The 258-nt window shown below is 65.5% G+C and carries 1 protein-coding gene; it reads left to right on the plus strand.

Annotated features, from left to right (window positions below; genetic code table 11):
• Positions 1 to 258, plus strand: a 258-nt coding sequence (locus OP04_RS48240) for an AAA family ATPase (protein WP_033346829.1), incomplete at both ends; no start/stop codon positions are given.

Genomic DNA, 258 nt, shown 5'->3' on the forward strand with positions numbered 1-258 from the left:
ATGCAGGTGCTGTCCCGCCGCACCAAGAACAACCCGGTGCTCATCGGTGAGCCCGGCGTGGGCAAGACCGCCGTGGTCGAGGGCCTGGCCCAGAAGATCGTCAAGGGTGAGGTGCCGGAGACGCTGAAGGACAAGCAGCTCTACACGCTTGACCTGGGCGCCCTGGTCGCCGGCTCGCGGTACCGCGGTGACTTCGAGGAGCGCCTGAAGAAGGTGCTCAAGGAGATCCGCACCCGCGGCGACATCATCCTGTTCATC

It is taken from the genome of Catenuloplanes japonicus (assembly GCF_000717135.1).
GTDB classification, from domain to species: domain Bacteria; phylum Actinomycetota; class Actinomycetes; order Mycobacteriales; family Micromonosporaceae; genus Catenuloplanes; species Catenuloplanes japonicus.